The 18,766-nt window shown below is 60.1% G+C and carries 15 protein-coding genes, 10 tRNA genes and 1 pseudogene; 20 read left to right on the plus strand and 6 right to left on the minus strand.

The features are described from left to right. Positions 1 to 3 precede the first annotated feature (3 nt). The 6 genes and pseudogenes from J9893_RS06155 (at position 4) to J9893_RS21600 (ending at position 1,412) form a co-directional block, all read left to right on the plus strand. Positions 4 to 79 (plus strand) — tRNA-Phe (locus J9893_RS06155). A gap of 52 nt (positions 80 to 131) precedes the next feature. Next, positions 132 to 207 (plus strand) — tRNA-Thr (locus J9893_RS06160). Between the two features lie 3 nt (positions 208 to 210). Continuing rightward, positions 211 to 286 (plus strand) — tRNA-Phe (locus tag J9893_RS06165). Between the two features lie 8 nt (positions 287 to 294). Continuing rightward, positions 295 to 370: transfer RNA gene (locus J9893_RS06170), tRNA-Asn, on the plus strand. 98 nt (positions 371 to 468) lie between these two features. Then, a pseudogene (locus tag J9893_RS21595) lies at positions 469 to 648 on the plus strand (IS3 family transposase); the annotation flags it as partial. 395 nt (positions 649 to 1,043) lie between these two features. Further along, positions 1,044 to 1,412 (plus strand): hypothetical protein, encoded by a 369-nt coding sequence (locus tag J9893_RS21600; RefSeq protein ID WP_246875514.1) that lies wholly within the window; start codon positions 1,044 to 1,046, stop codon positions 1,410 to 1,412. Positions 1,413 to 1,679: 267 nt separating this feature from the next. Here the strand turns inward: J9893_RS21600 and J9893_RS06180 are convergent, their stop codons facing one another. Then, positions 1,680 to 2,159 (minus strand): MarR family transcriptional regulator, encoded by a 480-nt coding sequence (locus J9893_RS06180; protein ID WP_010672813.1) that lies wholly within the window; start codon positions 2,157 to 2,159, stop codon positions 1,680 to 1,682. A gap of 163 nt (positions 2,160 to 2,322) precedes the next feature. On the opposite strand from J9893_RS06180, the gene J9893_RS06185 reads away from it, so the two are divergent. Together J9893_RS06185 and J9893_RS06190 are read left to right on the plus strand one after the other, a co-directional pair. Next, positions 2,323 to 2,850: a hypothetical protein gene (locus J9893_RS06185; RefSeq protein ID WP_210600923.1), complete on the plus strand. Its 528-nt coding sequence runs from the start codon at positions 2,323 to 2,325 to the stop codon at positions 2,848 to 2,850. Between the two features lie 9 nt (positions 2,851 to 2,859). After that, complete coding sequence (locus J9893_RS06190; RefSeq protein WP_010672815.1) at positions 2,860 to 4,458, plus strand: BCCT family transporter; 1,599 nt, start codon at positions 2,860 to 2,862, stop codon at positions 4,456 to 4,458. A gap of 75 nt (positions 4,459 to 4,533) precedes the next feature. Here J9893_RS06190 and mutS read toward each other — a convergent pair whose 3' ends face one another. Both mutS and J9893_RS06200 read right to left on the minus strand, forming a co-directional pair. Next, positions 4,534 to 7,104: a DNA mismatch repair protein MutS gene (gene mutS, locus J9893_RS06195; RefSeq protein ID WP_210600924.1), complete on the minus strand. Its 2,571-nt coding sequence runs from the start codon at positions 7,102 to 7,104 to the stop codon at positions 4,534 to 4,536. A 263-nt stretch (positions 7,105 to 7,367) separates the two neighbouring features. Next, the gene (locus J9893_RS06200; protein WP_052815400.1) at positions 7,368 to 7,775 is read right to left on the minus strand and encodes a Spy/CpxP family protein refolding chaperone; all 408 of its coding nucleotides are present in this window, start codon (positions 7,773 to 7,775) and stop codon (positions 7,368 to 7,370) included. Between the two features lie 199 nt (positions 7,776 to 7,974). On the opposite strand from J9893_RS06200, the gene pncC reads away from it, so the two are divergent. The 12 genes from pncC (at position 7,975) to J9893_RS06260 (ending at position 15,476) form a co-directional block, all read left to right on the plus strand. Continuing rightward, positions 7,975 to 8,466: a nicotinamide-nucleotide amidase gene (pncC, locus tag J9893_RS06205; protein WP_210600929.1), complete on the plus strand. Its 492-nt coding sequence runs from the start codon at positions 7,975 to 7,977 to the stop codon at positions 8,464 to 8,466. Positions 8,467 to 8,546: 80 nt separating this feature from the next. Beyond that, entirely contained in the window at positions 8,547 to 9,611 is a 1,065-nt protein-coding gene (gene recA / locus J9893_RS06210) for a recombinase RecA (protein ID WP_043154135.1), read from the plus strand. A 41-nt stretch (positions 9,612 to 9,652) separates the two neighbouring features. Then, on the plus strand, positions 9,653 to 10,159 hold the full coding sequence (locus J9893_RS06215; RefSeq protein WP_210600925.1) for a regulatory protein RecX: 507 nt from the start codon (positions 9,653 to 9,655) through the stop codon (positions 10,157 to 10,159). A 279-nt stretch (positions 10,160 to 10,438) separates the two neighbouring features. Continuing rightward, positions 10,439 to 13,063, plus strand: a complete 2,625-nt coding sequence (gene alaS / locus J9893_RS06220) for an alanine--tRNA ligase (protein ID WP_041212325.1) — start codon at positions 10,439 to 10,441, stop codon at positions 13,061 to 13,063. A gap of 16 nt (positions 13,064 to 13,079) precedes the next feature. Continuing rightward, positions 13,080 to 14,327: an aspartate kinase gene (locus J9893_RS06225; protein ID WP_069652249.1), complete on the plus strand. Its 1,248-nt coding sequence runs from the start codon at positions 13,080 to 13,082 to the stop codon at positions 14,325 to 14,327. Between the two features lie 93 nt (positions 14,328 to 14,420). After that, on the plus strand, positions 14,421 to 14,609 hold the full coding sequence (csrA, locus tag J9893_RS06230; RefSeq protein WP_005315760.1) for a carbon storage regulator CsrA: 189 nt from the start codon (positions 14,421 to 14,423) through the stop codon (positions 14,607 to 14,609). A 212-nt stretch (positions 14,610 to 14,821) separates the two neighbouring features. Continuing rightward, positions 14,822 to 14,914: transfer RNA gene (locus J9893_RS06235), tRNA-Ser, on the plus strand. Between the two features lie 4 nt (positions 14,915 to 14,918). Then, positions 14,919 to 14,995, plus strand: a tRNA-Arg gene (locus tag J9893_RS06240). 94 nt (positions 14,996 to 15,089) lie between these two features. After that, positions 15,090 to 15,166 (plus strand) — tRNA-Arg (locus J9893_RS06245). Positions 15,167 to 15,191: 25 nt separating this feature from the next. Then, positions 15,192 to 15,268: transfer RNA gene (locus J9893_RS06250), tRNA-Arg, on the plus strand. A gap of 27 nt (positions 15,269 to 15,295) precedes the next feature. Then, positions 15,296 to 15,372, plus strand: a tRNA-Arg gene (locus J9893_RS06255). A gap of 27 nt (positions 15,373 to 15,399) precedes the next feature. Next, positions 15,400 to 15,476 (plus strand) — tRNA-Arg (locus J9893_RS06260). 325 nt (positions 15,477 to 15,801) lie between these two features. Here J9893_RS06260 and pbpG read toward each other — a convergent pair. The 3 genes from pbpG to J9893_RS06275 form a co-directional block, all read right to left on the minus strand. Then, positions 15,802 to 16,629 (minus strand): D-alanyl-D-alanine endopeptidase, encoded by an 828-nt coding sequence (pbpG, locus tag J9893_RS06265; protein WP_029313722.1) that lies wholly within the window; start codon positions 16,627 to 16,629, stop codon positions 15,802 to 15,804. A 136-nt stretch (positions 16,630 to 16,765) separates the two neighbouring features. Continuing rightward, a complete protein-coding gene (locus J9893_RS06270; RefSeq protein WP_039040923.1) occupies positions 16,766 to 17,431 on the minus strand; it encodes a DedA family protein in 666 nt (221 codons plus the stop codon). 18 nt (positions 17,432 to 17,449) lie between these two features. Then, positions 17,450 to 18,742: a hemolysin family protein gene (locus tag J9893_RS06275; RefSeq protein ID WP_029313724.1), complete on the minus strand. Its 1,293-nt coding sequence runs from the start codon at positions 18,740 to 18,742 to the stop codon at positions 17,450 to 17,452. Positions 18,743 to 18,766 lie beyond the last annotated feature (24 nt).

Genomic DNA, 18,766 nt, shown 5'->3' on the forward strand with positions numbered 1-18,766 from the left:
CACGCCCAGATAGCTCAGTCGGTAGAGCAGGGGATTGAAAATCCCCGTGTCGGCGGTTCGATTCCGTCTCTGGGCACCATATTTTGGTGCCATGAAATAAAAACGTGTTCATGCACAATGGTTTGAAGTGTGCCGGCTTAGCTCAGTAGGTAGAGCAACTGACTTGTAATCAGTAGGTCACCAGTTCGATTCCGGTAGCCGGCACCATTTGCCCAGATAGCTCAGTCGGTAGAGCAGGGGATTGAAAATCCCCGTGTCGGCGGTTCGATTCCGTCTCTGGGCACCACGAATAATTCCTCCTTAGCTCAGTCGGTAGAGCGACGGACTGTTAATCCGCAGGTCGCTGGTTCGAGCCCAGCAGGAGGAGCCAAATAAAAAGCCCAGCAGCAATGCTGGGCTTTTTCTTTTCCCATTGTCCCCGTCCTGAATATGGCTTATACCTTCTTCCCCGAATAGATGGAGATCTCGATGGGACAAGGTGTGAAACGCACACAGCGCGATTACTCACTGAGGTTTAAATTGTCCCTGGTCGAGCAGATTGAAAAAGGTGAACTCACCTACCAGTAGACACAATTCCAATATGGCATTCAGGGCAATTCGACCATTCTGGTATGGTTGCATAAGCATGGTCTGCAGGGTTGGAGCCAGGGAGCATCGATTAGAGCTGGCAGGATCACATCATGCCTGATCCCGGCAACCAAATGTCTGAACAGCGTATCAAGGAGCTCGAGTAGCTGGCGCTGATGAGCCTGGAGGCTCAGTTCTTTGAAGGCGCCTCAATCGTAAAAAACGACCTGGTAAGCTCTCTCGCAGCGGTATGTCGAAAAGCTGACCATCTTCAGTGCTTGCTGGTTCCTCGGAATAAACCGTTAGGCTGACTACAATCGCAATCGGGTCGCCGACCTGCGTCATGCACAAGGGCAGCAGGTAGTGAGCTTTGTGCGCAAAGTTCACTACGGGTGGGCATCCACAAGTAGCATTATCTGCTGCAGGGCCAAGACGATGCTGGGCTGACGGTCTGGTGGGACAGACTGTTTAGGATATTGGCCGAGCACCGTCTGTTGGTGCAGCCCAAACGGGCCTATCACAAGACGCTCCACAGTTTTCAGCGTTTCTATCGCCATCCCAACTTGCTCAAACCCGGCCTGGTGAAAATCACTGCGGTGGCGCCAGGGCAGGTCTTGGTTGCCGACATCACTTACCTGCCGGCAAAGAGCGGGCCACTCTACCTGAGCCTGGTGACGGATGCCTTCCCGCGTAAGATAGCGGGGCATCACGTGCACGAAGGGATGCATGCTGAGTTGGTTGTGATGGCGCAGAGCACTGAAGCAACGGCGTGGCAGCGGGGAGTTTATCCATCACTCGGACGGCAGGGTGCAGTATTGCTCAGGCTTGAATCAGACGCTGTATGAACGGTACGGAGTACAGTACTCGATGACTGATGGGTATGACTGTTATCAGAATGCGCTGGCAGAGCGGGTGAACGGGATACTGAAAGGAGAGTTGCTGTAGCAAAGCCCGTAGGACCTGGTGTAGACGAGGAAGATGGTGCATAAGGTGGTGGGTAGTTATAACCCAGAATGATCGCATTAGGCCTCGCAATGCAGAATCCCCGATGCGGTATATCGGGTTCTGAGTGCCAGAAGTTAACTGAAAACATGTAAACGGACTTCAGGATTTCAGGCCCGCTCTTCGGTCAGGGGGCTGACACTCAGCACGGGGGCGGCATCGATGCCGTCGGCATTCATCATGGCGGAGATGCGTTGCAGGGATGAGAGCAACAACCCCTGCTCCCAGTTCTCCAGTGCCTGAAAGCGTTGAATGAAACTCTCCTGCAAGGGGGTCGGAGCCTGGGCAAGCAGGGCGCGTCCCGCGTCAGTGAGCGTCGCATGCACCTTGCGTTTGTCGGTTTCGCTGCGAATGCGCTGCACCAGCTGGCGGCTCTCCAGCCGGTCCATGATGGTGGTCGCGGTGGCCTGGCTCATGTTGGTGTGATCCGCCAGCTGGCGCATGGAGATCTGGCCAAGCTCGTCGATCCCCTTGAGCAGCAGGAGCTGGGGCGAGGTCAGGCCGGCCTCCTTGATCAAGCGCTTGGAGTGCATGTCGATGGCACGGATGATCTGGCGCAGGGCGATCAGCACTTCATCATGTTTTTCCATGGGGTCTGGGTCATCGCAGGGCTGTGGAGAGGCGCGAAATTCTCCGCCTAATCCATAACAAGGTCAATATGGTTTTTGATGTAATGGTTTTAGCTCTAATGAATATTGTGTTAGGTTATCGGACAATTGCCCCATTCCAACCCGATATTTGAGGAGTGAAATCATGCATGACGACCTGGATATCAAGTCCCTGGTTGCCGATCTGCGCGTGGTCAGAGTTCGCTATGAACTGCCTGATACCGCGGCATTTGTGCGTTATCAACCTGCTTATGACGAGGACCCCAACAACCTCAAGGTACACCACTACGATGGCGAGCTGCCGCTCTCTTGCAGTAACACAGGTTATTTCAGTCTAAAGGAGTTGGTCAATGAGCTGCGCTATGCCTATGTGCTGGTTCACCTCTTCCCCGACGAGAGTGCCATGAACTTTTATCTGGCGGGTCTGGACAATGGGCTGGCACAGTTGGAGTTCATCGGTGGCTCCTATGACTTCAACCGCCTCTGGATCACCAGCGGTGTCTCCAATCTGGGGGTGCCCATGGCTATCTTCCTCGGCAAACGCCACGCAGTGAACGGCCAGCCGTCGGTGACCCTGGTGGATCACCGTGAGCAGGTGGCTGGTCGTCTGGCCTATCGCGCCATCGGCGGTGCCGGCGATCACGTGGGTGAAGACTTTTTCAACAACGACTAAGGAGGCCCGATGCGAGCAACCAAAGGGCTTTTGAAAGGCCTCAATCCCACCATGGCCATGACGGCCCTCACCGTCGTGACCCTCTTCCTGCTGTTCGGCGTCTTTGATCCGGATACCGCAGGCACCTGGTTTACCGGGGCCAAGGACACCATCATTGCTGGCTTCAAGTGGTATTACATCCTGGTGGTCGCCCTGTTCCTGTTCTTCGCCGTCTACCTGATGTTCAGCCGCTTTGGCAGCATCCGGCTGGGCGACGACGACCAGGTACCGGAGTTTGGCTACTTTGCATGGTTCTCCATGCTGTTCAGCGCAGGCATGGGCATAGGCCTGGTGTTCTGGAGCATCGCCGAGCCCATGTATCACCTGCAGGGCAACCCCTTCATCACCGAAGGCATGACGCCGGAAGCGGCCCAGATCGCCATGCGCCTCACCTTCTTCCACTGGGGTCTGCACCCCTGGGCCATCTATGTGATCGTCGGCCTGTCGCTGGCCTTCTTCAGCTACCGGCGCAAGTTGCCGCTGGCCATCCGCTCCGTGCTCTATCCCATTCTTGGCGATCGCATCTACGGCTTCTGGGGCCATGCCGCCGATGTGCTGGCGGTGTTCGGTACCGTGTTCGGGGTGGCGACCTCCCTTGGGCTGGGCGTCTCCCAGATGAACACCGGCCTCAACCAGATGTTCGGCATGGGCGTGTCACAAGCGAACCAGCTCTGGCTCATCGGTGGCATCAGCCTGATTGCCACCCTGTCGGCCATCTCCGGTGTCGGGCGCGGGGTGAAGATCCTCTCCGAACTCAATATCTGGTTAAGCGTGTTCGTGCTGGGCCTCTTCCTGGTGCTGGGGCCGACCACCTACATCCTCAACGCCTATGTGCAGAACATCGGTGATTACCTGCAGAACATCGTCAAGCTGAGCTTCTGGACCAATACCGAAGCCAACGGTACCTCGGCCTGGCAGTCTAGCTGGACCGCGTTCTACTGGGGCTGGTGGATTGCGTGGGCACCCTTTGTCGGCATGTTCATCGCCCGCATCTCCAAGGGCCGCACGATTCGTGAATTCGTGCTCGGTGTCCTGCTGGTGCCCTCCCTGCTCGGCATGCTCTGGCTCACCGTGTTCGGCGGGACAGCCATGAACCTGGAGCTGTTCGGTGGCGGCGGCGTAGTGGAAGCGGTCAATCAGGATGTCACCATGGCGCTCTACAAGACGGTGGAACTGCTGCACTGGGAGACCTTCGGCTGGATTGCCAAGGGGGTGCTGACCCTGCTTATCTGCACCTACTTCATCACCTCCAGCGATTCGGGCACGCTCGTGATTACGACGCTGCTCTCCATCGGCGATCAGGATCCCCCGGTGCTGCACCGCGCCATCTGGGGGCTGGGCCAGGGGCTGGTCGCGGCCATTCTGCTGGTCTCCGGCGGGCTTGCCGCCCTGCAGGCCGCCAGCATCATCGCCGCGCTGCCCTTCTCGGTCATCATGCTGGCCATGTGCTATTCCCTGATGCAGGGGCTCAAACAGGAGAGCCAGCACCAGTTCGAATACAGGCAGAAGCTCAAGCGCCATCCGGGGTCGGTCAATCTGAGCCTGATGGATCGCATCGGTCCGGGCTGATGACATGACAGGTTCGGTCAAACGAAAGGGGAACCTCGCGGTTCCCCTTTTTCATGCCTGTTCGGCGGTCGTTAGCTACAGCATCTGCTTGAGTCGATAGAGCAGGTCAAGGGCCTGTCGCGGGGTCAGCTCGTCCGGGCGTACTGCTGCCAGCTCCTCCACCACAGGATGGGGTTGCGGGGCGAGAGTGACCGGAGCCGGACGGCTTTCGCCGGCGGCCACCGGAGTGGCACTCTCCAGCTCATGCAGCTTGTGGCGGGCCTGGTGGATCACCGATTTCGGCACCCCGGCCAGCGCCGCTACCTGCAGGCCGTAGGAGCGGCTGGCCGCACCTTCCTGTACTGCGTGCATGAAGGCGATGGTGTCGCCGTGCTCCACCGCATCAAGGTGGACGTTGGCCAGCCCGCTCATCAGCTCGGGCAGGCGGGTCAGCTCGAAGTAGTGGGTGGCGAACAGGGTGTAGGCGCCAATCTTGCTTGCCAGCTGCTCGGCGCAGGCCCAGGCCAGCGAGAGGCCGTCGTAGGTGCTGGTGCCGCGGCCAATCTCGTCCATCAGCACCAGACTGCGGGCGGTGGCGTTGTTGAGGATGTTGGCAGTCTCGGTCATCTCCACCATAAAGGTGGAGCGGCCGGAGGCGAGATCATCCGACGCCCCGATGCGGGTGAAGATGCGGTCGATGGGGCCGATGCGGGCGCTGTCGGCGGGCACGAAGGCGCCGATATGGGCCAGCAGCACGATGAGCGCGGTCTGGCGCATGTAAGTGGATTTACCACCCATGTTGGGGCCGGTGATGATCAGCATCCGCCGCTCCCGCTCCAGCCGGATGGGGTTGGCGATAAAGGGGTCGGTCATCACCTGCTCCACCACCGGATGGCGGCCCGCTTCGATCAGGATCTGATCCTCATCGATAAGCGTCGGGCAGCGGTAGTCGAGGGTCTCTGCCCGCTCCGCCAGGTTGGCCAGCACGTCCAGCTCCGCCAGTGCGGCAGCAGACTCCTGCAGATCGCCGAGGTGCGGCAGCAGGGCGTCGAGCAGCTCTTCGTAGAGACGTTTTTCCAGCGCCAGCGCCTGGGCCTGGGCGGTGAGCACCTTGTCCTCGTACTTCTTCAGCTCGTCGATGATGTAGCGCTCGTTGTTTTTCAGCGTCTGGCGGCGGATGTAGTGGGCCGGCACCAGGTGGCTGTTGGCGCGGCTCACCTCGATGTAGAAGCCGTGCACCTTGTTGTAGCCCACCTTGAGGGTGTTGATGCCGGTGAGCGCCTTCTCCCGCTCCTCGATGCGGGCCAGGCTGGCGGTGGCGCCATTGGCCAGATCCCGCAGCTCGTCCAGCTCCTGATTGAACCCTTCGCGGATGACGCCACCATCGCGGATCAGCACCGGCGGCACCTCCATCACGGCTCGCTCCAGCAGGTCGAAGAGCTCGGGGAAGGTACTTGCCCGCTCGGCCAGCTGTTGCACCGCCTCGTGCTCGCTCTCCGCCAGCAGACGCTGCAACTCGGGCAGCTGAGCGAAAGCCTGCCGCAGCCGGGTCAGATCGCGCGGGCGGGCCGAGCGCAGGGCGAGGCGCGCCAGCACCCGCTCCACATCGCCGACCTGGCGCAGCAATCCGCCCAGCTCGTCGTAAAGGTTCTGCTCGATGAGCTCCTTGATGGTGCTCTGGCGACCTTTGAGGATCACCCGATCGCGGATCGGCTGGTGGATCCAGCGCTTGAGCAGGCGGCTGCCCATCGGCGTGGCGGTGCAATCGAGCACGGCGGAGAGGGTATTGTCGTGACCGCCGGCCAGATTCTGGGTCAGCTCCAGATTGTGGCGGGTGGCGGCATCCATGATGACCGCATGATCGGGCTGCTCCAGGCGCACGCTGCGAATGTGGGGCAGGGCGGTGCGCTGGGTGTCTTTCACGTACTGCATCAGGCAGCCGGCGGCGCACAGGGCGGTCTCGCTCTGTTCGACCCCAAAGCCCACCAGATCCTGGGTGCCGAACTGCTGGCACAAGAGCTTGCGGGCGGTGCCGAGCTCGAACTCCCACTCCGGGCGGCAGCGCAGACCGCGGCGACCCTCGACATGGTGCAGGAAGGCGAACGATTCGGGGTAGAGCAGCTCCGCCGGATTGGTGCGTTGCAGCTCCGCCAGCAGGGTCTCTTCTTTCTCGAACTGGTTGATGAAGAAGCGACCGGAGCCGATGTCCATGGTGCCGTAACCGAAGCGGCGGCCATCGTGGTAGACGGCGGCGATCAGGTTGTCCTGCCGCTCGCTGAGCAGCGCCTCGTCGGAGACGGTACCCGGGGTGATGATGCGAATAACCTTGCGCTCCACCGGCCCCTTGCTGGTGGCGGGATCCCCCACCTGCTCGCAGATGGCGGCCGATTCGCCGAGCTGTACCAGCTTGGCGAGATACCCCTCGATGGCGTGATAGGGCACCCCGGCCATCGGGATGGGGCTGCCGGCCGACTGGCCGCGCTTGGTCAGGGAGATGTCGAGCAGCTGGGATGCCTTGCGGGCGTCGTCGTAGAAGAGCTCGTAGAAGTCACCCATGCGATAGAACAGCAGGATCTCCGGGTTTTCGGCCTTGAGAGTCAGATACTGCTGCATCATGGGGGTGTGGGCGCTCAAGTTGGCGCCTGGCGCTTGGTATTGTGCTGTCATGTGCTATTCCAGAAGGTGCTCTTGCGGGCAAACGTCTGCCGTCATGGGTCTGAATCTGGGGGCCATTCTACATGCTCGAGGCAAGATGGTGAGGAGGAATCTCCGTCTTGGGGGCAAAGCCGGCATCCCGTCGCGGATCTGTGCATCCGGATGATGCTGACCAGAGTGGCCTGGGGGGAGCCTGGCCGAAAAGAGGCATGGGGGAGGAGAAATAGCATCCCCGCACGGATGCGGGGATGGGAGAGACGGGGAGAGTGTCGCCCTTAGTACATGGCCTCGCCGCCACTCAGCATCTCGTGCAGCTTGGCTTTCTGCTCGGGCGTCAGCACCCGGCTCACCTCGAAGAGGTAGTGGGCGCGATGGTAGCGGGCCTCGGCCTGTACGTCGCTGATGGTCTGCAACTGCTTCCTCGCCGCCACTTCATCCCATTTGCCGGACTTGATCATGTTGACGATGACGTCCTGGCCGATGGCATCGAGCTTGATTGAGCCCAGCTCCCTGGTGGCCTGCTCGCGCAGCCCCTTGATCTGCTCCACCTGGGCGCTGGAGAGGTTCAGCTCCTGGGCCAGGGTGGTCTCGCTCTGCAGCTCGGCGGTGCCCTCGGTGGCAAAGGCATGGGTGGCGATACACATTGCGAGGGCTGTCATGGCGACGTTGAACGGATGCATCATCCGGCTTTCTCCTTGGTCTGATGGGATGGAAACCGCATGCATGGCGGTGTTGGAACATGATAACGAGCAGCCATGTACTGGAGCTTAAGCGGCGACAACTTGCTGACGCAGTGGCCCCGGGGTCGGTTGCCCGAGGAGCGGGGCAACTGCATAATGAGCGCCATATTTCGCCTGGAAGAGGCCGGAAGAGGACGCGATGATGGGACTTGAGGCAGAGATCTCCCGCTTATCCCGGGAACTGGGCGAGGCACTGCTGGCCAGAGGCTGGCTGGCCGCCACGGCGGAATCCTGCACCGGCGGCGGGGTTGCCACTGCCATCACGGATACTGCCGGCAGCTCGGCCTGGTTCGATCGCGGTTTCGTGACCTACACCAACGAAGCCAAACAGCAGATGCTCGGCGTCAGCATCGACAGCCTGTTGCGCCACGGTGCCGTCAGCGAACCCGTGGTGCTGGAGATGACTCGGGGCTGCCTGGCTCGCTCCGATGCGGGTATCTGCGTGGCCATCAGCGGTATCGCCGGGCCTGGTGGTGGCAGCGAGGAGAAACCGGTCGGCACTGTCTGGTTTGCCTGGGCAGATCGTACCGGTCGTCACCACTCCCTGCTCACCCGTTTCGATGGGGATCGCCATCAGGTGCGCCAGCAGGCGGTCAGACAGGCCTTGTCCGGACTCCTGGCACTGCTCAAATAAATTGGGCTTGATACTGTATGCATAAACAGTATACTTAGCCCAACTTCACTTCTTACTCACGATTCCCAGCGGAGATTGGCATGGATCAGAACAAACAGAAGGCACTGGCGGCTGCGCTGGGCCAGATCGAAAAGCAGTTTGGCAAAGGCTCCATCATGCGTCTGGGCGACAGCAAGACCATGGATATCGAAGCCATCTCCACCGGCTCTCTCTCTCTGGACGTGGCGCTGGGGATCGGTGGTCTGCCGTGCGGTCGTATCGTCGAGATCTACGGTCCGGAATCGTCCGGTAAAACCACGCTGACCCTGCAGGTGATCGCCGAAGCCCAGAAGAAGGGCAAGACCTGTGCCTTCGTCGATGCGGAGCACGCACTGGATCCTATCTATGCCGCCAAGCTGGGCGTCAACGTCGACGACCTGCTCATCTCCCAGCCGGATACCGGTGAACAGGCACTGGAGATTTGCGACATGCTGGTGCGCTCCAATGCCGTCGACGTCATCATCGTCGACTCCGTGGCGGCCCTGACCCCGAAAGCGGAAATCGAAGGGGAGATGGGTGACTCCCACGTCGGCCTGCAGGCCCGACTGATGTCCCAGGCGCTGCGTAAATTGACCGCCAACATCAAGAACGCCAACTGCCTATGCATCTTCATCAACCAGATCCGGATGAAGATCGGTGTCATGTTCGGCAGCCCGGAGACCACTACCGGTGGTAACGCTCTGAAGTTCTACGCCTCTGTGCGCCTGGACATCCGTCGTACCGGCGCCATCAAGGAAGGGGACGAAGTGGTCGGTAACGAGACCCGCGTCAAGGTCGTCAAGAACAAGGTGGCGCCACCCTTCAAGCAGGCTGAATTCCAGATCTTCTATGGTGCCGGCATCTCCAAGGAGGGCGAGCTGGTGGATCTCGGCGTCAAGCACAAGCTGATCGACAAGGCGGGTGCCTGGTACAGCTACAACGGAGAGAAGATCGGCCAGGGTAAAGCCAACGTGATGAAGCTCTTCTCCGAAAACAAGGCACTGGCTGCCGAGGTGGAAGTGAAGCTGCGCGAGCTGCTGCTCTCCGGCGCCGCGCCGGTGGAGGAGAAGGCCACGGCTGCCGAATACGCCGAGTTTGAAGCCGAAAACGAACAAGAGTTCGAATAAGGAATGAGGAAAGGCCGGGTTGATACCCGGCCTTGTTGTTTATGGTGGATGAATCAGTGAACGAGCCGGGCGAGCCCGTCGAATTGACCTTTGAAGAGCAGGTCGCCGCCGCCCGCACCTTTGCCATGCGCAGTCTTGCCCGCCGCGAAAGTGCCGAGTCGGAGCTGGCCAGACGCCTGCGTCAGAAGGGATTCGAGGAGGAGGTGGTCGCCGTTGTACTCGACCATTGCCGTGGCTATGGCTGGGTCAATGACGATCGTTACGGTGCCATGGCGGTGCGGGCCGGTGCGGCCAAAGGCCATGGTCCGCTCAGGATCCGCTTCGACCTGCGCCGCAAGGGGCTGGATGACACCCAGATCGAGGCGGCCCTGGATCAACCCGAGCTCGACTGGTTCGAACTGGCGCTTGCGTTGTTGTCGCGTCGGGCAAAGGCGACCGACTTTGCCGACTTCAAACTGCGCATGAAGTGGCTCAAATATCTGACGGGTCGTGGTTTTACCCAGGAGCAAGCCCGTTACGCCCTCTCAGCCATGCAAGGTGAGCAATAGTGGCGCGCCGAGGTTGGACCTATGGGCAGGATTTCCCTTGGTGTGCGGTGCGGCTGGTGGGGAATATCAGCCCTTCGCCGGGTCTGTCGATGGCGGCCCTGTGGTCAAGCGAGGCATCCCGAAGCCCCCCTGTTGCGACGTGCTTGTGGGTGCTGCTGCCAAACGCTGGCCCCTTGGGGGCTATTTCACCCGCCAAGGGTCCCCACGTTTTACTTTACCCTGCAGAAAACTTACATTAATGCGGTTAAAAGTCCGTATTCGAATCAAGCAGGATTTTCCATGTACATGTCCACGTCAGAGATTCGCGCTGCGTTTCTCGAGTATTTCCGCACCCAGGGACACCAGGTTGTCTCTTCCAGCTCGCTGGTACCGCACAACGATCCGACCCTGCTGTTCACCAACGCAGGGATGAACCAGTTCAAGGACGTGTTCCTTGGCGCCGACAAGCGTGCCTATCACCGTGCCACCACGGCCCAGCGTTGCGTGCGGGCTGGCGGCAAGCACAATGACCTGGAAAACGTCGGCTATACCGCCCGTCACCATACCTTCTTCGAGATGCTGGGCAACTTCAGCTTCGGTGACTACTTCAAACAGGACGCCATCCGGTTTGCATGGGAATTCCTGACCGGTACCCTCAAGCTGCCCAAAGAGCGCCTGCTGGTGACCGTCTACGCGACTGATGACGAAGCCTTCGACATCTGGGAAAAAGAGGTCGGCGTGCCGGCCGATCGCATCGTGCGCATCGGTGACAACAAGGGTGCTCCTTATGCATCCGACAACTTCTGGGCCATGGGCGATACCGGCCCATGCGGTCCCTGCACCGAGATCTTCTACGACCACGGCGATCACATCTGGGGTGGCCCTCCCGGTTCACCGGAAGAGGATGGCGACCGCTTCATCGAGATCTGGAACGTGGTCTTCATGCAGTTCAACCGTCAGGCTGACGGCACCATGGAGCCGCTGCCCCGTCCGTCCGTGGATACCGGCATGGGTCTGGAGCGGATCTCCGCCATCATGCAGGGGGTGCACTCCAACTATGAGATCGACATCTTCCAGGCGTTGATCAAGAAGGCGGCCGAGATTGTCGGCACCACGGATCTGAGCAACCAGTCCCTGCGCGTCATCGCGGACCACATCCGTTCCTGCGCCTTCCTGGTGGCTGACGGTGTCATGCCCTCCAATGAAGGTCGCGGCTACGTACTGCGCCGCATCATCCGCCGCGCCGTGCGTCACGGCCGCAAGCTGGGTGCTACCGACGTCTTCTTCTACAAGCTGGCTGCCGAGCTGGCCGTGCAGATGAAGGATGTGGCGGCGGAACTGATCGCCCAGCTGCCGCTGGTCGAGCGAGTGTTGCGCATCGAGGAGGAGCAGTTCGTCCGCACGCTGGACAGAGGTCTGCTGCTGCTGGAAGACGCCCTGGCCAACCTCGGTGATGCCAAGGTGATCCCGGGTGAAGTGGTGTTCAAGCTCTATGACACATACGGCTTCCCGGCCGACCTGACCGCCGACGTGGTGCGCGAGCGCGAGATCGGCATCGACGAAGAGGGCTTCAAGGCTGAGATGGAGAAGCAGCGCGCCCGTGCGAAAGAGGCTTCCAGTTTCGGTGTGAACTACAACGACGTGCTGAAGCTCGATTTCGAGACCCCCTTTACCGGTTACAAGCAACTGAGCCAGAACACCCAGGTGGTCGGTATCTACAAGGATGGTGTCGAGGTCAATGGCCTCATCGCCGGTGAAGAGGCAGTGATCGTGCTGGCGGAGACTCCCTTCTATGCGGAGTCCGGCGGTCAGGTGGGTGACAGCGGCATCCTCAAGGTGGATGACGGCATCTTCGCCGTCACCGACACCCAGAAAGCGGGCAAGGCGATCATCCACAAGGGCTATCTGGAACTGGGTACCCTGGAGAAGGGAGCCGAGGTCGAGGCCGTGGTCGATGGCGACCGTCGTCAGGCCATCGCCCTTAACCACTCCGTGACTCACCTGTTGCACGCGGCCTTGCGCCAGGCGCTGGGTGAGCACGTGACCCAGAAAGGATCCCTGGTGGGCGCCGAGCGCATGCGCTTCGACTTCTCCCACTTCGAAGGGCTGACCATGGCGACCATTCGCCGGATCGAGGAGCTCGTCAACGCCCAGATCCGTGCCAACCACGAGGTGGCGACCCAGCTGATGGGGCTGGAAGAGGCCAAGTCAGCCGGTGCCATGGCGCTGTTTGGCGAGAAATATGAAGACGATGTGCGCGTGGTACGCATGGGCGACTACTCCACCGAGCTGTGCGGCGGTACTCACGCCAAGCGCACCGGTGATATCGGCTTCTTCAAGATCATTGCCGAGAGCGGCATCGCGGCGGGCGTGCGCCGTATCGAAGCGGTCACCGGCAAGAGCGCCATCGATCTGATGCACCAGCTGGGTGAACAGATCGAAGAGGCCGCCGCGCTGGTGAAGGGCGATCAGTTCTCCATCGCCGACAAGGTTCGCCAGGTACTGGACAAGGCCAAGATGATGGAGCGCGAGCTGGAACAGCTCAAGGCGAAGCTGGCGGCGCAGGCGGGTAACGATCTGCTGAGTCAGGTCATCGACATCAATGGCCAGAAGGTGCTGGTTGCCGCCCTGGAAGGGGTCGACCCCAAATCCCTGCGCGGCATGCTGGACGAGCTGAAGAACCAGATGAAATCCGGTGTCGTGCTGCTGGCAACCAGCAGTGATGGCAAGGTCAACCTGATCGCGGGCGTGACCAATGACCTGACCGGCAAGGTCAAAGCTGGTGAGCTGGTCAATCTGGTGGCCCAGCAGGTGGGTGGCAAGGGCGGTGGTCGTCCCGACATGGCACAGGCGGGTGGTACCCAGCCTGAGGCGGTGCCGGCGGCGCTGCAATCCGTTCACTCCTGGCTGGAAGAGCGCCTGTAAGCGGGCGAGGTGATCTGTGGCACTCTATGTACAGAAGTACGGTGGCACCTCGGTCGGCACGCTGGAGCGGATCGAGGCAGTTGCTGAGCGGGTTCAACTGACCCGTGCCCAGGGACATGACGTGGTGGTGGTGGTCTCCGCCATGTCGGGCGAAACCAACCGGTTGCTGGGCATGGCCCAGCAGCTGGACCAGGATGCCAACCGGCGCGAGATGGATGTGCTGATCTCCACCGGTGAGCAGGTCACCATTGCGCTGCTGGCGATTGCGCTCAACAAGCGCGGTTGCCCCGCAGTCTCGATGACCGGTGATCAGGTCCGCATCCACACCGACTCCGCCTATGGCAAGGCGCGCATCACCCGTATCGACACCGAGGAGGTGGAAGCCGCACTCGGTGCCGGCAAGGTGGTGGTGATTGCCGGTTTCCAGGGGCGCGATGAGCACAATGCCATCACGACCTTGGGCCGAGGGGGTTCGGATACCACCGCGGTGGCCGTGGCTGCGGCCATCAAGGCCGATGAGTGCCAGATCTTTACCGATGTGGACGGGGTGTATACCACGGATCCGCGCATCGAGCCCAAGGCGCGTCGCCTCGATACCATCACCTTCGAGGAGATGCTCGAGATGGCGAGTCTCGGTGCCAAGGTGTTGCAGATCCGTTCGGTCGAGTTCGCGGGCAAGTACCGCGTGCCGCTAAGGGTGCTGTCGAGTTTCGTCGACGGAGAGGGAACCTTAATCACATATGGAGGTGAGAGGATGGAAGCACCCCTGGTATCCGGCATTGCGTTCAATCGCAACGAGGCCAGCCTGACCATTCTGGGTGTGCCGGACAGGCCGACCGTGGCCGCGCAGATCCTGAATCCGATCAGCGACGCCAACATAGATGTCGACATGATAGTGCAGAACACCATGGGGGATGGTACCGCCGACTTCACCTTCACGGTGAATCGCGATGATTATCGCCGGGCCCGCGCCTTGCTGGAGGAGACCGCCAGCGAGCTGGGGGCCGCCTGCGTGCAGGGCAACGGAGAGATCGCCAAGGTCTCCATCGTCGGGGTCGGCATGTGGAATCATCCTGGTGTAGCGCGCACCATGTTCAAGGTATTGGGTGAGGAAGGGATCAACATGCAGCTGATCTCCACCTCTGAAATCAAGATATCCGTGGTGATTGACGAGAAGTACCTGGAGCTGGCCGTGCGTTCGTTGCACTCGGCGTTCGGGTTGGATCAAGAGCCTCATGAGCAGCCCTTGGGAAACAATCCCTGATTGATTTAGTTTCAACCATTTACCATATCGGTATCTTTGTAAGATAATGGCGCATATCGATATAAATACAAAACAGGATACAGGAGCAAGCGAATGCTTATTTTGACTCGTCGTGTAGGGGAAACCCTGATGATTGGTGACGAAGTAACCGTTACCGTACTGGGCGTAAAAGGGAACCAGGTTCGTATCGGTGTGAATGCACCGAAAGAGGTTTCCGTACACCGCGAAGAGATCTACATGCGGATACAGGCCGAGAAAGTCCCGGGCCAACCGAATTTCTAAGCCATTTCATGGCTGCCTGAAGGCGACATCCCGGATGTCGCCTTTTGTTTTTCAGGGGCCTGCAAATCGGCCTGCAGAGCGCGTAACTACTGGGTAAGTGTCGATATTGCTTGAATATTCCACTCTTTGGCCAAATGCTGAGCGAACGCTCTGTTTTCTCCAAAAAAGTGTTTGACTAAAAATCCCTGTGAAGTATTATCAGCCCCGCAAACGGAGAGGTGGCCGAGAGGCTGAAGGCGCTCCCCTGCTAAGGGAGTATGCGGCTTATACCCGCATCGGGGGTTCGAATCCCCCCTTCTCCGCCATTTTGCGCCCGTAGCTCAGCTGGATAGAGTACCTGGCTACGAACCAGGTGGTCAGAGGTTCGAATCCTCTCGGGCGCACCATATTTGACTCTTGGAGTCATGTGTTGACCATCAGCAAGTCGGCACTAAAGAAGGCTTACTGTTGAGTAAGCTTTTTTTATCGTTTGAAAACAGGGCGCCCGTAGCTCAGCTGGATAGAGTACCTGGCTACGAACCAGGTGGTCAGAGGTTCGAATCCTCTCGGGCGCACCATTTCAAGCAATACAATGATTTATGAGCGCCCGTAGCTCAGCTGGATAGAGTACCTGGCTACGAACCAGGTGGTCAGAGGTTCGAATCCTCTCGGGCGCACCATGTTTCAAGCAGTGCAACAATTTATGAGCGCCCGTAGCTCAGCTGGATAGAGTACCTGGCTACGAACCAGGTGGTCAGAGGTTCGAATCCTCTCGGGCGCACCATATTTCAAGCAGTGCAACAAGTTGTGAGCGCCCGTAGCTCAGCTGGATAGAGTACCTGGCTACGAACCAGGTGGTCAGAGGTTCGAATCCTCTCGGGCGCACCATACAGACAGCCTCGACGTCAGTCGGGGCTGTTTTTTTATGGGCGATATCCTCCTCCCCATCATGGGGTTGTCTCTCTCGTGCCCTTCTCCCTGACGCTCCCATGGGGGACGGTTCCCCCTTGCTGCACGTGCCCCCGGGTCACCACTCTCCACGTGTCTTGCCTGGCAGGCTGCTGAGGCATCCCGTGGCCGTGCCTGTGGACCTGGGTGCCCTTACCATACGCACTATGCTGTGCGGGGCTGGCGCTCTCTGGCGGCTTGCTGAGGCGTTTGGCGGGCAATAAAAAGGATGCCGCGGCATCCTTTCATGTCTTCGTGGAGAGAATCAGCTTTTCAGCCACTTGCGGATGCGGTTGGCATCCCCGACAGGGGTGCGTTTGCCCACCGAGTTGAGCAGTACGATGGCGAGCTCCTGACGATCCGGTTTGGCACGCATCAGCAGGCAGCGGCCCGCTTCGTCGGTATAGCCTGTCTTGGAGAGGCGTACATCCCAGTCCGGGTTCTTCACCAGCGGGTTGGTATTGTTGAACATCAGGCTGTAGGCCGGCTTGTGAAAGCGCATCTCCCTGCTGGTGTCCTGGGTGAATTCACGGATCAGCGGCTGTCGATAGGCCGCAGAGAGGAGCTTGGCCAGATCCTGGGCGGTGGAGACGTTGCGGGTGGAGAGACCGGTGGAGTCATAGTAGCGGGTGTTGCGCATGCCGAGCTGTCTGGCCTTGTTGTTCATGGCGCGGATGAAGGCCTGGCGACCCCCCGGGTAGTGGCGGGCAAGCGCCGAGGCCATGCGGTTCTCGGAGGACATCAGCGCCAGATGCAGGGCGTCGCGGCGGCTGACCTGGGTGCCCATGCGCACCCGTGAATAGGTGTGCTTGATGTTGTCCCTGTCGTTCTGATCGATGGTCAGGGTCTGATTGAGGTTCTGGCGGGCATCCAGCACCACCAGCGCCGTCATCAGCTTGGTGAGGGAGGCGATGGGGCGCACCCGGGTGGGGTTTTTCTGATACAGGGTCTTGCCGGTGTTGACGTCCATCACCAGGGCACTGCCCGATTTGAGCTGCAGCTTGGCCGGGTCGGGGGTCGCCAGGGCTGTCTGCGAACCCAGCAGTCCCATCAATCCACCTACCAGCGCGATTGCGCGAATCCAACACCCCATACAACCAACTCCATCCACAGCGAAAAAAGGCGCTAGATTCACTCATTTTTGCCCCTGCTTTACAAGAGCGAGCTGGGGGAATTCGCCACTATTTTCCATAAAAAAGGGCCGCCTGTGGGCGACCCTGTGGTTTGTCTCACTCTCTGGAGACGCCGGGCTTGCGTCTGCTCCACCAGCGCCAGACCAGAGCGATGAGGCCGCCCACCAGCAGCACGACCGGCAGGTAGATAATGACGCTGAGAAATTGGGACTCATACTGCGCGGCCAGCTTGGTGTGGCTCAGGTAGTAACCCAGCCCGACCAGGGGGCAGATCCACATGATGGAGCTGATCAGGTTGACCACCAGGAAGCGCCCCTGGGGGATCTCGTTGGCACCGACGATGTAGGGGTAGGCGGTACGCACGAAGGCGATGTAGCGGGCGGTGATCAGGGTGATGATGCCGTACTTGTTGAGCAGGTAGTGCACCTTCTCCTTGTGCTTGTCATCGAGGTGTGACATCAGCCTGTGATACATCCGGGTGTGGCCGAGGAAACGCCCCTGCATGTAGCCAAGCCAGGTACCGACGAAGGTCGCCATGATCAGCAGCGGGACCACCGCCATCGGCAACACCCCCTGATAGATCAGCACGCCGGTCAGGATCAGCAGGGTATCCCCTGGCAGGAAGGCGGTGGGGATAAAGCCATTCTCGAGCACCAGGAAGGTCAGCAGGACGACATAGACCATGAAGACCATCTTGGGATCAGAGAGTGTCGCCAGATCCTGATGCATAAAGGCGTGAGCCAGGTGGTAAAACTGCTCCATACATGCAAACTCCGCAGGTTAGCTGGGTTGGTCGGTCAAGGGCATGGCAAGTACCTTGTCGATGCGCAGGCCGTCCATATCCACGATTTCCAGTTGCCACTGTTCCAGGGTGACCAGGTCTCCGGTCTGGGGAAGGCGGCCAAGGAGCAGCATGATAAGCCCTCCAAGGGTGTGATAGTGATGTTTTTCTTCTTCCGGCAGACGAACCAGCTCCAGACAGTCCTTCAATTCTGGCAGTGGAATGAGGCCGTCGAGCAGCCAGCTGCCGTCGGCGCGCTGGAAGGCCCAGTTGTCCTCCCCATCTTCCTGCTGGAAGTCGCCGGCCAGGGTTTCCAGCAGATCCTGCTGGGTGACCAGCCCCTGCAGTTCGCCATACTCGTCCACCACCAGCACCATGTGCTCGGAGTGGGTACGGAAGTGGTTGAGCAGCTCCAGGCCGTTCAGGGTCTCCGGCAGCAGGCTGCCGTCCTGGGTCAGCGCCGCCAGATCGATGGGCTCTCCCTTGATGTAGGCGTGCAGCACCTTGCTGACGTTGAGGATGCCGACGAGATCCGACAGGCTGCCGTCACAGACAGGGAAGAAGCTGTGGCGATACTCCACCAGACGTTGGAGGTTCACTTCCAGCGGCAGTGACAGGTCCAGATAGCGGATGTCGCTGCGCGGCACCATCAGGGAGGCCAGGCTGCGTTCGTCGAGGCGGAACACGTTGCGCAACATAGTGTGCTCATGGTCCTCGATCACCCCCGCTTCGGAGCCCTCCACCAGCATGGCGTGGATCTCCTCCTGAGTGACGTTGTTGCTGCTGCGCTGATCGACCCGCAGCAGCCGCAGGCTGGCGTTGGTGGAGGCGGAGAGCAACCAGACGAAGGGACGGGTCAGGGTCGCCAGCCAGAGCATGGGGCGGGCTACCAGACAGGCAATGCGCTCGGCGCTGAGCTGTCCGAGGCGTTTGGGTACGAGCTCCCCTACCACGATGGAGAGATAGGTGACCAGCACGACCACGATGACGGTGGCGAGCAGGCTGCTGCTCTTGGGGGAGAGCCCCCACTCCTGCAGCCAGAGGGCGAAGGGCTGGGCCAGCAGGGACTCGCCATAGATACCGTTGAGCAGGCCGATGCTGGTGATGCCGATCTGTACGGCGGAAAGGAAATGGGTCGGATCTTCCCCGAGCTTGAGGGCGATGGCGGCGGAGCGGCTCCCTTCGCTCGCCATTTTGGCGAGGCGTGCCTTGCGTGCCGTCACGATGGCGATTTCCGACATGGCGAAGACGCCATTGAGCAAAATCAATCCAAACAGGATCAATATTTCCATACTGCAGCAGCACTCCCGATAGAA

The organism is Aeromonas sp. MaB10011B (assembly GCF_017939325.1).
In the GTDB taxonomy this organism is placed as follows: Bacteria; Pseudomonadota; Gammaproteobacteria; order Enterobacterales; family Aeromonadaceae; genus Aeromonas; species Aeromonas caviae.

Coding starts and splice junctions, on each gene's coding strand:
- J9893_RS06180 (WP_010672813.1), bottom strand. CDS start 2,159: ATGGAAAAACATGATGAAGTGCTGATCGCCCTGCGCCAGATCATCCGT.
- csrA (WP_005315760.1), top strand. CDS start 14,421: ATGCTTATTTTGACTCGTCGTGTAGGGGAAACCCTGATGATTGGTGAC.
- J9893_RS06275 (WP_029313724.1), bottom strand. CDS start 18,742: ATGGAAATATTGATCCTGTTTGGATTGATTTTGCTCAATGGCGTCTTC.
- J9893_RS06270 (WP_039040923.1), bottom strand. CDS start 17,431: ATGGAGCAGTTTTACCACCTGGCTCACGCCTTTATGCATCAGGATCTG.
- alaS (WP_041212325.1), top strand. CDS start 10,439: ATGTACATGTCCACGTCAGAGATTCGCGCTGCGTTTCTCGAGTATTTC.
- J9893_RS06200 (WP_052815400.1), bottom strand. CDS start 7,775: ATGATGCATCCGTTCAACGTCGCCATGACAGCCCTCGCAATGTGTATC.
- J9893_RS06185 (WP_210600923.1), top strand. CDS start 2,323: ATGCATGACGACCTGGATATCAAGTCCCTGGTTGCCGATCTGCGCGTG.
- J9893_RS06215 (WP_210600925.1), top strand. CDS start 9,653: ATGGTGGATGAATCAGTGAACGAGCCGGGCGAGCCCGTCGAATTGACC.
- mutS (WP_210600924.1), bottom strand. CDS start 7,104: ATGACAGCACAATACCAAGCGCCAGGCGCCAACTTGAGCGCCCACACC.
- J9893_RS06190 (WP_010672815.1), top strand. CDS start 2,860: ATGCGAGCAACCAAAGGGCTTTTGAAAGGCCTCAATCCCACCATGGCC.
- recA (WP_043154135.1), top strand. CDS start 8,547: ATGGATCAGAACAAACAGAAGGCACTGGCGGCTGCGCTGGGCCAGATC.
- pbpG (WP_029313722.1), bottom strand. CDS start 16,629: ATGGGGTGTTGGATTCGCGCAATCGCGCTGGTAGGTGGATTGATGGGA.
- pncC (WP_210600929.1), top strand. CDS start 7,975: ATGGGACTTGAGGCAGAGATCTCCCGCTTATCCCGGGAACTGGGCGAG.